Raw genomic sequence first — 11,142 nt, forward strand, 5'->3', positions numbered from 1 at the left:
ATGTTAATTGAACCAATTTCAGGTCTACCAAGTGGCAGTTTTTTTTCAAATTCCGTTTCAAATAAAGAGCTGGGAAGTTTTGAAAAGTTATTGAATAGCGAAATTAAACAAATAGATGCAAGTATTGAAAAAGCTGATGTGGAAGTGAGAAAACTTGCTGTTGGTGAAACTGACAACATTCATCAAGTTATGTTGAGTGTATCGAAAGCACAAACCTCTTTTGAGCTTGCAGTACAAATTAGGAATAAAGTGATAGAAGGTACGCAAGAATTGCTGCGCATGTCTATTTAAACTTGCGGATGCGCAAATTAATAAATAGTGATTTCAATTGTCGGGGGCGTATAAAGGTACCTGTTTCAAATAAGGTGCCTTAAGTATTGATATGAGTGCATGGACTAGTAAAAAAAATACTTTCTTCTTGGTTATGTTTGTAGCGATCATCGTAGTTGCTGGATTGGCCACCTTTATTCTTAATGATAAGGAAAGTAAAGCCCCTTTATTTGAGCAACTTACAGACAAAGAAATTGGTCAGGTAGCAGCTAGTCTGGATCAGCTAAAGGTCGATTACCAATTGGATGAGCAAGGCAATATTCTGGTTGATCAGGAAAAGTTGCGGGATGTTAAAGTCAAGCTGGCCTCAACTGGTTTTGAATTAAACCCACAAGAAGGTTTTGAATTGTTCGATACCGTTGATTATGGTTTAAATGAATTTTCCCAAAACGTTTTGTTGCAACGTGCATTGCAAGGAGAACTTGCAAAAACAATCTCCCTGACTGCAGGTGTGGTGTCGGCCAGGGTCCATGTTGTATTAGGTGAGCGAGGTGTTTTTCGTCAAAAGGAAGCTGCCAAGGCATCTGTAACACTCGTTCTTGAGCCAAATGTAACATTGACTAAGCAGCAGGTTAACGGAATCCAAAAGCTGGTGGCCTCTGCAGTTGATGGTCTCGCAGAGAATGATGTTGTTGTGAGTGATAGTAGCAGTGTTGTCCTCTCAGTCGTAAGTGATGATTCCTTGTCCGTTTCCCAAGTGAATAAAAAGCAGCAATTGGAAGCATATTTCTTATCAAAAACCTCGCGCTTACTTGCTGATATTTATGGCGATGGTAATTTTTCAGCTACGATCGATGTTGACCTTGATCTTGCGGAAAGGCAAAGCGAAATAGAAGAGCTTTTGCCTTCGGCGGGAAATAAAAATATTGGGTTTCTGGTTAAAGACAAGTCATCGGGCTTGCAAAATCAAGGCGCCGGGCACGCCGGGCAAGATAATGATGGCTTGGATATCAATATTGATAGAACCTTCGAGTTTGGAAAGCGAAGAGAGCGTGTTATACAAACTGCGGGACAGATAAAACGTATAACGGTCAGTGTTGTTGTGCCGGAAAGTGAAAGTAGCGATCAGTTAAAGCATATTAAATCGCTTGTTGCTGCGGCTATTGGAACTAGCGATGAAAGAAATGACAGAATTGAAGTGTTTGCAATGAAGCCGTTGCATGAGGGTGATAAAAGTAAAACCACGCAAGTTAATCCTATAGCTGCGGAACTGTTTGTTGCTCCTGTTACTTCAGCTGCCGATCCTGTTATTGCTTCCAAACCGATTGTTGGCAAGACAAATTCACGATGGTTAATTAATGGGTTGGTTTACCTGTCGATTGCGGCCGGGTTGTTATTGATATTTTTGTTTGTAGTAATTCTACGTCATAAAAATACCCGGCTCTCATCAAGTCTTACACAGCAACAGCGTGAGAAGTTGCTGTTGGATATTCGTCAGTGGTTAGCAGACTAAGTAGGATCAATCATGACTGACAAGGTTAAGCTGGCTGCAATAAAACTGAAGGGAATTGGCTCTGCGGATCGTAAATGGATACTCAGTCAATTGTCTGTGCAGGAAAGAAATAAGTTGGACCCGGTACTGGCTGAATTAGATGGCATTGCATTTGATCAGATTTTCGAGCTTGATGCTTTAGTTGATTTTGATGAGAAGCCTGAAGGATGCGTGCCGGATGCAATTGGATCTCCCAAAATATTGCAGGAGCAATCTTCGGCTCAATTAACACTTGAACCTGACATTACGATTAACCTGCGTAAGATAGTAGCTCGGCACTCAGATGTTTTTTTAAGCCTGTTGGTGACCGATTTAACAACAGAAGATGATCTATTTTTGTCGCAGCTCGTGGATAGGGCCAGGTATTTACGGATATTAGGGTTAGCGAAAAAAAGGCAGAAAACAATTTCCTTAAGTGTTATTAGTAACATGCGGGTGGCGTTAATCAAAACAGCTGAAAGGTCCCGGTAATGGTCGAAATATACAAATCATTGCCGGTAAATGGCGTAAGGCGTATTCCTTATAAACGAGACCAATTTGGCGGCTCGGACGCTCAAGGCAATTCCATGTTAGGTCACGCAAAGAGTGAGCCTGCTGCTGATTTTATTGAACCTGCAAGGGCGGATGCAGAGGGTCATTCTCAAGATGAAGCGGGCTACCCTAATTTAACTGAGCAACTGGCGGGTCAAAATCGGTTGTTAAATGATGAAATTACCAGGCTAACCAGAGAAATTGAAGCGCTGCAAACAAGATATTCAGCGTTATTGGCAGCTCAAACGGAAATAGAAGAGCGAGATAAAAGCAAAGGATATGAAATTGGTTATAGGGCTGGAGTTAATCAGGCTGCACTCGAAGCCAAAGATCGGGCTGTTGCACTCGTATCTGCGGTGGATATATTTAATTATCGCTTAAGCGAAGATTTAGGGCTCATACAAAAGGATTCAATTCTTTTGGCATATGAGGCGTTGATTTTAATTGTCGGTGAGTATTACAAGACCCCGGAATTTTTAAATGCGGTTCTTCAGTCCGCTGTGTCAAAAATTGCAGACAGGAAAAATATAAAGTTACATTTATCCAATGAAGACTACGACTTGGTAAAGCAAATGCTTACTGATAATTTGTTCCAGTTGCAAGGGGTAGCGGATATTGTCTCTGATGATAGGGTGAAAAAAGGCGGTTGTATTATAGAAACCGAAAACGGTATCTGGGATGCAAGGCTTGATTCCCAGTTAGAGAGGATCAAAGACGCGCTGGTGATCGCAAAGGATGGAGCTCGCAAATGACATCAGTTGTTACGCCCTTTATTCGCGCGTTAAGAACTTGCGAGACTGTTACCAGGTCAGGGCGTGTTGTCCAGTTTTATGGTTCAATTCTTGAGTCTCAAGGGCCCGATGTTTATTTGGGAGAGCTTTGTGAAATTCATTCGTCATCACAATCCGAACCAGTATTAGCAGAGGTTATAGGGTTTCGCGAAGGCAAGGTGTTATTGAGCCCATACGGCAATTTGCATGGCGTTCATTTAAATAGCGAAATTATTGCACTGGGCCGATCTGCTTCCATAAAAGTGCCTACTGGGAAAAAAGGGTGTGTGATTGATTCGTTTGGCAACAGTTTGATTGATTCAGCTCCTATCGAAACCTACATCGAATATCCGTTGTATCAAAACCCATCCAACCCTATGGACAGGCGTAGAATTAACGAGGTATTTGAGACCGGAGTTTCGTGTATCGATGGCTTCATTACAATGGGTAAGGGACAGCGACTGGGGATTTTTGCGGGTAGCGGTGTTGGTAAAAGTACCTTGTTAGGGATGATCGCCGGCAATAGCAAAGCTGATATAAATGTTATTGCACTAATTGGCGAACGTGGTCGTGAAGTTTTGGACTTCATAGAGCGCGATTTAGGAACCGCCGGATTGAGTAAAACAATTGTGGTAGCTGCAGCGGCAGATCAACCAGCATTGATTAGGGCGAGGGCTGCCTATGCAGCAACGTCAATTGCTGAGTATTACGCAAATCTTGGTCTTGATGTGATGTTGGCAATGGATTCAGTGACCAGGTTTGCAATGGCAACAAGAGAGATCGGATTGGCCGCAGGTGAGGTTCCTACTGCTCGCGGATACCCTCCATCAACATTTTCTGCGTTACCGAAATTACTGGAGCGTTCGGGTAGTTACAAAAATGGAGGCACTATTACCGCGTTTTACACGGTGTTAGTTGAAGGAGACGATTTTAACGAACCAATATCCGATAATGTTCGAGCTATATTGGACGGGCATTTAATGTTAACCAGGGATTTAGCGCATAAAGGGCAGTTTCCTGCAATCAATGTTCTGCAAAGTATTAGCCGATTACAAAATGATTTATTACCTGCTGATCAAAGGTCGGTATTAAAAAAAGCCAGGTTATATATGAGCTTATTGCAGGAAAATAAAGATCTTATCGACATGGGCGCCTATCAAGCGGGGCGAAATGCCATGTTGGACAAGGCGTTGGAAGCGGTGCCTAAAATTGATGGGCTATTAGCTCAAACGCCGGGCGAACTGCGAAATATTGGAACCTTTTTTTCCCAGCTCTCTAGTTATGTCTAATTGCTGATAAGTATTTAAAGATGGCAGGGTACATATGAAAAAATTACAAGGGAAAGGTAAGGTGATTGATTTGATTATGCGTCGTAATCAGATTGAGAAAATGGATTTGATTTTGGCTATTCATAACCTCAAGACCAGTTACTCTGAAATAGAAAGGCGCATAGATGCTAATGTGCAAGAATATCAGGGGCTGATGCAACTGGCGGCAAACGCGATGGGAAATAACCAGGTGTTAGACCCTTTGCTTTGGCATGAGCGCATGCAATACGCGCAAGAATTACAAGATATAAAAATGGGTTTGGTTGATAGAGCTAATTTGTTAGTAGCAGAGATTAAGGTTCTTGAGCGAAAAGTAGAAATTCTTACAGCTAAAGAAAAATCGCTTGATCAAAAAATGCTATCTGTAAAAAAAGAAATAGTTATGGAACGAATAAAAGTAGAGGAAATTATACTGTCTGATTTGTATGCTACGCACCCGGCACGGAGCTCATAATCATGGAAATCCTCGAAACCCTTAGCGGAAAACAGATTGGCTACTCCCAGACAGAGGCAGCACAAAAAAGTGAAAAGGCATTAGCGATAAAGCAGCGTTGGCAGCAGGTATTTGATGTATTGGATATTGATCTTGACCATGGGGCATTGATCTATGGTTTTGATCAGGGCAACGACTCTAAGATGGGGTTTACAAATCAACAACCATTAAATCAAGTTTCGGTGGGTGGTGATTTTACTATATCAGGAAAGGAAAGCTTGTTTGGGGATGTTGGTTTTACCTACGCTGAAACTGTGAACTCTCCTCTTGTAAAAGGAAATCAACCAACGACTTTAAACGGCTTGGATATAGGAATTGAAAAATCTATTTCTGCTGTATCGGATGCTTCTTTGCAGCATCAAGTTTTCTTGAATGCTAGCACTGGGATGGCCAGAAAAGCCGTGCAGGGCAATATTACCCAACAATTAAACGAAGCTGTGAGCACTAAAACAATCGAGCCGATGATAATTGGAAATGTTTCCAATTATCGTGAGGCGGTTGCAAGGGGGGCTGCGACTAATATTGCAGGCAGTTCTTCTACGAATCCCGTCGTGAAAATCAAGCATGATACGAACGTTACGCAGCCAAGTCAGGTGTCTCTGACGAATGCTGAAGGTGGTTTTGTGATTTTGGCAAGGGATTATCGGGTTAACGAAAAGTTTTTAACTAAGAAATTGGTGGATTCGCTTAAGGCAATATTACTGGCCGGTGGCGTGCTAAAGAAAATTCTGATGAACGGAAAAACCATTTTCTAACTTTCAATATTAATAATTTCGGGAGTAACTAGCGTGGCGATTGAGTCTATCGGACGGGTGTCCAATGAAAGCCAGAGTCTGCCTCAGCAAGCGGTAAACACGGACGACTTTTTAAAGTTATTTTTGACCCAGTTAAATTACCAAGACCCATTGGAACCTGTAGATAACCGCGAGTTTTTGACTCAGCTAGCAGAGTTTTCTTCATTGCAAATTGCTAACTCAAATAGTAAGAGTATGGAGAGCCTTCTTGATGTTAGTTCGGTTAACCAGTCAGTGTCACTGCTTGGCAAAGAAGTGCTCGTTAATAGCGGCAATATTCCTGGTGGTTCTGCGGTAGGCACGGTTAGTGCGATTGAGTTGAATGGAAATAATGTGACGCTCGGGGTGAGTATATCGGCAGACAATGTAATTCGCGTTAGCCCATCAGCTGTTACTGTGGTGCGGACTACAAAATAATCGGACGTTAAATTAAAGTTTGGGAGAATAAAATGTCGTTATTTGGTTCAATATATACAAGCCTATCTGGTCTATCTGTATCAGCAAGAGGGTTGGATAATCTTAGTAAAAATATTGCGAATATAAACACTCCCGGTTTTAAAGCAACCGATCTGTATTATCGCTCAAATGCCGATGAAGGCGCGGATGTTAGCGGTAGTGCGCTCAGATTTACATCGGGCGATGTGCGCTCTACTGGTGTTCAAACAGATATGGCTATTGATGGGGCTGGTTTGTTCATTCTTCGAGATGGGGATAAACAATATTTTACTCGGGCAGGCCAATTCCAGTTTGATCAAGAAGGCTATCTGGTCGATCCAATTAGCGGTTATCGTGTTGCCACATTAAATGATTCTGGCAACTTGGTTGACTTCAATATTAATGATTTCAACGCGGCAGAATTCAAGAAAACAACACTATTAAAAATGCTGGGGGCTCTGAATAAAGGAGCTGCGGAAGGTGATGTTTTCCCTCCAAAGGGATCAAGTGCAATTGAAGTGGAAATTATTGATGAAAATGGGGCCAGCCATAAGATTGATTTACGCTTTACAAAGCGTGCCGGAGATAGTTGGGATGTGGATTTCCTTTCTAAAAATGGTTCCAAGTTGCAAGCGTCGCACCGTTTGGATTTTAACAGTCTGGGCAGTTTGGTGTCTGATACCACTGATGAAATATTAAATTTTCGAGATTTCGAATTTATTTCCAAAGATGATTTTAGCAAGGCATTTGTTGCAATTCCTAAGACTTCTCTAACGAATCAATTTACATTAGGCCTAACTAATGGCGCTAAACTAGTGGCCTCTGTAAATGGAGACCTGAATTTCTTTGAGTCTGGACACTTTATTATTAATGATAAAGGCTTGTTGGTACACACAGAGTCTGGTGGTGTTTTAGCGGGAAGGGATGCGGACGGTAATTTAATCGAGTTTGATTTATCTACCGTTAAGAATATGCCAGGTAAAGCAACTTCTAATGTGATTTTAAATGGCTCCCTTAACAAAAACTATAATGTTTTGTCATCTGCACCGCCAACAATCGTAGATAAAATAATTTATCCCCCTTTATCGCAAGCAGGCATGAAGATCCCTGTGCGTGACAGCAATGGTGCGCTTTTTGATATAACAGTTCGTTTTACCAAGCAAACAACCAATGGCGATCTATGGAGTTTGACTGTAACTGATGAAACAGACCCATCAAAAATAATTACTGCAACCACCAATCGCAATCTTGGTTTTGATAGTTTGGGAAATCTTTTAAATAGTTCTGTTGGTGTGACGATAGATCGTCCTGATGGAAAAAAGATGACCTTTAATCTGGATTTTTCTGGTGGCGATGATCAACCCGGTTTGGTGCTGAATACTACCAGCAATACCGTCAATATTTTGAAAGACGATAGTTACGGTGCGGGAACACTTTCAGATATTTCATTTGATGCGACCGGGCAGTCAGTGTTGCATTTTTCTAATGGACAAACGCTGAATAGCCATAAGCTCGCTGCAGTTACTCCAAATGAGAGAAACATTACTGGTGTGGCAATTGACTTTAGCCAAATATCTTCTGCGTCAAACTCTTCAGATGCAAAAATTACTGTGGAGGAAAACGATGGAAGTCTGTCCGGTCGTTTGGTATCCATGTCTTTCACCGGTGAGGGTACTGTTAAGATTGAATACTCGAACGGAGAAAAGAAGGATGTTGGAACCATCGCTCTTGCCAAGTTTGATAGTCCTGAACTGTTGACATCATTGAATGGTTCTTTGTTCGAGAATACAGGTAATTTGTATTACACCGTAAGCAAGCCTGGTGATGGTTCTATGGGAAGTTTGGTCTCCCAAAGTTTGGAGATGTCGAATGTGGACTTATCCCAAGAGTTTTCTCAAATCATCATTATCCAGCGTGGATATCAGGCTAGTTCTCAAGTGTTGAATGTGGCCAATGAAATGATTGAAGATTTATATAATTCTGTAGGTAGATAACAATGGTTGTAATGCCCTACGTATTATTCTCTGACCAGGATATTGCACAAGTTAAAGATTTAATTGATTCCTGCATACACAGTTGGTGCGAATCAGTTTTCGGCGAAGTATCTTTGAATACCTCTTCACTGAGAGTTGCCAGCCTTGTAGGAAGTCGGATCGATGATTTCTGCGGGAACTCTGATTTGGATGTTCAATTTGAAACTCGAGTTGGTACAAAGTCGACTCTTATAAAATTAACCGCCGATTCGAACCTGTGGCTAGCTGGTTTGGGTGTACAGCCTTCTTCGGATAGCAGAGATCAAAAAAAAATTACCCTTCGTAATGAAGAGGCAAATATTTTACTTGCTGCACTTGCGCAGGATTTATCTAATGCTATTTCAGCGTTAAATAGCAATGTTACGACGCCGTTAAGTGAATCTGAGTTGCTTCATTACTCAGCTATAAAAGGGGCCGGGGTTTTGTTTTATAGTGTTAATCTGTATGGATTATTAGTTGAAGTTTTAATGGATGGTCGGCACCTTAAAGCCGTCAAAGGAAGTGATGGGGAGGGCGCGTTAGTTGCTCGTAGGGGTATCCATGACCGCTTGTCAGTGTGCGCCAATCTGTCTACTAGTGTGAATGCATTTCTTGGTACCGTTGAAATATCTATTGGTGATTTGAGTAAAATTAATCCAGGTGACATTATTCGTCTGGATGCTTCTATTTCTGATCTGGTTTCTCTAGGCGCTTCTTCGAAGCAGTCTATTTGTAATGGGAATTTGGGTACTAGTAATGGCCATAAGGCTTTGCGAATCGTGAGTTAATTAATAATGGATACAAATGTGAATAGTAAAGAAGTCAGCAATATTGAATTGGATAATCTGGAACCTTTATCTCTTGGTGGAAAAATCGTTGATTCGAGTAAAATTGCATTAATCCAGGATGTTAGCGTATCTCTGGATGTATGCATTGGTTCAGCAAATGTGACTGTTGCCGAACTTTTTGAGCTCAGAAAAAACTCTGTTTTAAAGCTTAATGCACCATCTGATGCTCCCGTTGATTTATTGCTGAACGGAAAGGTAATTGCTCGTGGTAATTTGGTTCTTGTTGACGAAAACTTCGGAATTCAGATTACAGATATTTTGGATTAATATCGTGAAGCTCATTATTTATATGTCATTATTGATTTGTCTGGCAGCTCCTTTTGCCAAAGCCGACAATAGTGAACAGGCGCCAGCACAGGAATCATCTACTAGTAGTTTTATAGCAAATAAAGATCTTGCCGGTATCCCATATAAAAAAGAAGCGGAATCTTATGCGTCCGTATTCAGTGGTTTTGGTTTTGCACTACTTATTTTATGCGCAGGTTTTTTTCTTCTTTCTCGCAATAAAGACAAGCTTTCAAGGCTTGGTCTGTTGCCGCTTGAGCAAGGTAAGCATTTGAAAATATTGGATAGACAAAAATTGCATGCCGATAATATCGCTTATTTAATTTCGGTGGATGAGAGAAAATATTTACTTGTTGTCGGGCGTGCAGGCGTCTCTATAAGTGAAACAAATACTTAATTTATTGATTTATAGAGCCATGGCTTTTTGAAATGCGACTAAAATTTTTTATTTTTTTATTATGTATTTGTTGTTCTGTCGGGGCTGGCGCCGCAGACCTTAGTTTGGGTGGCGTTGATATATCTTTTCAGGAAAATGATCAACAAAGTATCAGTAAAGCCTTTCAGGTGCTGTTGCTGCTGTCGGTGTTAAGTCTTGCTCCCGCATTAGTGGTAATGCTGACTGCTTTTACCAGAATTATCATCGTGTTAGCCATGCTGCGCCACGCATTTGGCATGCCTAACACTCCCCCAAATGTTGTGTTGGTTTCTTTGGCAATATTTTTAACTATTTTTACGATGATGCCTGTAATAGAGCAAATCGAAACAAAGGCCCTAACACCGTATCAGGCGGGACAGATTTCTACGGAGGATGCGCTTAAAGGCGCCATGGAGCCACTACGTGAGTTTATGATAAGGCAAACAAGAGAAAAGGATTTGGTTACTATTCTCGATTTGGCAAATCAGCCAAAGCCTGAAAGTTTAGCGGATATTAGGAGTTCTGTATTGATTCCTGCTTTTATGATCAGCGAGCTTCAGAGTGCTTTTAAAATTGGTTTTGTTTTATTTATTCCATTTTTGCTTATAGATTTGATTGCAGCCAGCATTTTGATGGCAATGGGTATGATCATGGTTCCGCCGCTTACAATATCTTTACCTATCAAGATACTTATGTTTATTCTGATCGACGGTTGGGTTTTGGTGACTCAGGCGTTAGTTAATAGTTTTATATAATTCCAGGGTGGTGTGTATGAGTAGCTTTGATAGCGAAGAAAGTTTCTTTTTAGCTCTGAACGCAATATCGAAAGGTTCTCATGATCGTGCGATTAATCATCTTAAGGAAATTAATTCAGGTGAATATCATGGTCGAGCCCAATATTTGCTAGGGGCTGAATATGCTGAAATCGGAATGTACGAGCGGGCCAAGCAATTTTTTCAAGCTGCTATTGCCGAGGAGTCAGTTCGTGAGATGGCTATTTTGCAAAAGGGACTTCTGCATGTTTTTTTGGCGGAAAATGATGATGCCAAGCTTTGTTTAAGTTCAATTTTACAAAATGTTGATGAGGAGAACCCTCTGTATTGGTTTGCTCATGGCATATCATTGAGTCTTGATGCCAAGTATCAGGAAGCAATAGATTCTTTATCTAAAGGCATCAAGTTGAATCATGTTAATGAGCCTCTCAATCAGGATATGCAAAATTATATAGCTTCGTTATCGCGGCTTGAATTGGGCGAAATCGATAGTTCTGGTAAAAATTCTGTAACTAAAACTTTGGAAGTAAATAATAAATTCCTATTAACAAACTACAAGGACGATGTGTAAATCTTGACTATATGAGCATTTTTTCTTTCTTGCAGATGTAATATTCTGACTCTGGGGCGTAATAT

The 11,142-nt window shown here is 40.9% G+C and carries 14 protein-coding genes; all 14 read left to right on the forward strand.

Annotation, left to right across the window (positions count from 1 at the left end; translation table 11 throughout):
* The 14 genes from fliE to D0C16_RS22710 all read left to right on the forward strand — a co-directional run bounded on the left by fliE (position 1) and on the right by D0C16_RS22710 (position 11,077).
* Positions 1-291, forward strand: coding sequence for a flagellar hook-basal body complex protein FliE (gene fliE / locus D0C16_RS22645; protein WP_191968597.1), 291 nt, complete (start codon positions 1-3; stop codon positions 289-291).
* Positions 292-382: 91 nt separating this feature from the next.
* Complete coding sequence (gene fliF, locus D0C16_RS22650) at positions 383-1,783, forward strand: flagellar basal-body MS-ring/collar protein FliF (protein WP_151034454.1); 1,401 nt, start codon at positions 383-385, stop codon at positions 1,781-1,783.
* A 12-nt stretch (positions 1,784-1,795) separates the two neighbouring features.
* Complete coding sequence (locus tag D0C16_RS22655) at positions 1,796-2,293, forward strand: hypothetical protein (RefSeq protein ID WP_151034455.1); 498 nt, start codon at positions 1,796-1,798, stop codon at positions 2,291-2,293.
* On the forward strand, positions 2,293-3,105 hold the full coding sequence (locus tag D0C16_RS22660; RefSeq protein ID WP_151034457.1) for a FliH/SctL family protein: 813 nt from the start codon (positions 2,293-2,295) through the stop codon (positions 3,103-3,105). Before D0C16_RS22655 ends, D0C16_RS22660 begins: the two co-directional genes overlap by 1 nt.
* A complete protein-coding gene (locus D0C16_RS22665; RefSeq protein ID WP_151034458.1) occupies positions 3,102-4,412 on the forward strand; it encodes a FliI/YscN family ATPase in 1,311 nt (436 codons plus the stop codon). The genes D0C16_RS22660 and D0C16_RS22665 overlap by 4 nt, the downstream gene beginning before the upstream one ends.
* A gap of 34 nt (positions 4,413-4,446) precedes the next feature.
* On the forward strand, positions 4,447-4,905 hold the full coding sequence (locus tag D0C16_RS22670; protein WP_151034460.1) for a hypothetical protein: 459 nt from the start codon (positions 4,447-4,449) through the stop codon (positions 4,903-4,905).
* Positions 4,906-4,907: 2 nt separating this feature from the next.
* Entirely contained in the window at positions 4,908-5,699 is a 792-nt protein-coding gene (locus tag D0C16_RS22675) for a hypothetical protein (protein ID WP_151034462.1), read from the forward strand.
* Between the two features lie 33 nt (positions 5,700-5,732).
* Positions 5,733-6,155 carry a flagellar hook capping FlgD N-terminal domain-containing protein gene (locus D0C16_RS22680; protein ID WP_151034464.1) on the forward strand — a complete coding sequence of 141 codons (423 nt, stop codon included), beginning with the start codon at positions 5,733-5,735 and terminating at the stop codon, positions 6,153-6,155.
* 32 nt (positions 6,156-6,187) lie between these two features.
* On the forward strand, positions 6,188-8,167 hold the full coding sequence (gene flgF / locus D0C16_RS22685; protein ID WP_151034465.1) for a flagellar basal-body rod protein FlgF: 1,980 nt from the start codon (positions 6,188-6,190) through the stop codon (positions 8,165-8,167).
* 2 nt (positions 8,168-8,169) lie between these two features.
* On the forward strand, positions 8,170-8,973 hold the full coding sequence (locus tag D0C16_RS22690; RefSeq protein ID WP_151034467.1) for a FliM/FliN family flagellar motor C-terminal domain-containing protein: 804 nt from the start codon (positions 8,170-8,172) through the stop codon (positions 8,971-8,973).
* A gap of 18 nt (positions 8,974-8,991) precedes the next feature.
* The gene (locus D0C16_RS22695) at positions 8,992-9,300 is read left to right on the forward strand and encodes a FliM/FliN family flagellar motor switch protein (protein ID WP_225318820.1); all 309 of its coding nucleotides are present in this window, start codon (positions 8,992-8,994) and stop codon (positions 9,298-9,300) included.
* 4 nt (positions 9,301-9,304) lie between these two features.
* Positions 9,305-9,715, forward strand: coding sequence for a hypothetical protein (locus D0C16_RS22700; RefSeq protein ID WP_151034470.1), 411 nt, complete (start codon positions 9,305-9,307; stop codon positions 9,713-9,715).
* A gap of 32 nt (positions 9,716-9,747) precedes the next feature.
* Entirely contained in the window at positions 9,748-10,488 is a 741-nt protein-coding gene (fliP, locus tag D0C16_RS22705; protein WP_151034472.1) for a flagellar type III secretion system pore protein FliP, read from the forward strand.
* A gap of 16 nt (positions 10,489-10,504) precedes the next feature.
* Positions 10,505-11,077 carry a lipopolysaccharide assembly protein LapB gene (locus tag D0C16_RS22710; RefSeq protein ID WP_151034474.1) on the forward strand — a complete coding sequence of 191 codons (573 nt, stop codon included), beginning with the start codon at positions 10,505-10,507 and terminating at the stop codon, positions 11,075-11,077.
* Positions 11,078-11,142: the final 65 nt, after the last annotated feature.

The organism is Cellvibrio sp. KY-GH-1 (assembly GCF_008806975.1).
In the GTDB taxonomy this organism is placed as follows: domain Bacteria; phylum Pseudomonadota; class Gammaproteobacteria; order Pseudomonadales; family Cellvibrionaceae; genus Cellvibrio.

Bases quoted from the DNA above. Each gene is read 5' to 3' on its own strand.
- fliE (WP_191968597.1), top strand. From the start codon at position 1: ATGTTAATTGAACCAATTTCAGGTCTACCAAGTGGCAGTTTTTTTTCA.
- D0C16_RS22665 (WP_151034458.1), top strand. From the start codon at position 3,102: ATGACATCAGTTGTTACGCCCTTTATTCGCGCGTTAAGAACTTGCGAG.
- D0C16_RS22655 (WP_151034455.1), top strand. From the start codon at position 1,796: ATGACTGACAAGGTTAAGCTGGCTGCAATAAAACTGAAGGGAATTGGC.
- fliP (WP_151034472.1), top strand. From the start codon at position 9,748: ATGCGACTAAAATTTTTTATTTTTTTATTATGTATTTGTTGTTCTGTC.
- fliF (WP_151034454.1), top strand. From the start codon at position 383: ATGAGTGCATGGACTAGTAAAAAAAATACTTTCTTCTTGGTTATGTTT.
- D0C16_RS22675 (WP_151034462.1), top strand. From the start codon at position 4,908: ATGGAAATCCTCGAAACCCTTAGCGGAAAACAGATTGGCTACTCCCAG.
- D0C16_RS22710 (WP_151034474.1), top strand. From the start codon at position 10,505: ATGAGTAGCTTTGATAGCGAAGAAAGTTTCTTTTTAGCTCTGAACGCA.
- D0C16_RS22660 (WP_151034457.1), top strand. From the start codon at position 2,293: ATGGTCGAAATATACAAATCATTGCCGGTAAATGGCGTAAGGCGTATT.
- flgF (WP_151034465.1), top strand. From the start codon at position 6,188: ATGTCGTTATTTGGTTCAATATATACAAGCCTATCTGGTCTATCTGTA.
- D0C16_RS22690 (WP_151034467.1), top strand. From the start codon at position 8,170: ATGGTTGTAATGCCCTACGTATTATTCTCTGACCAGGATATTGCACAA.
- D0C16_RS22670 (WP_151034460.1), top strand. From the start codon at position 4,447: ATGAAAAAATTACAAGGGAAAGGTAAGGTGATTGATTTGATTATGCGT.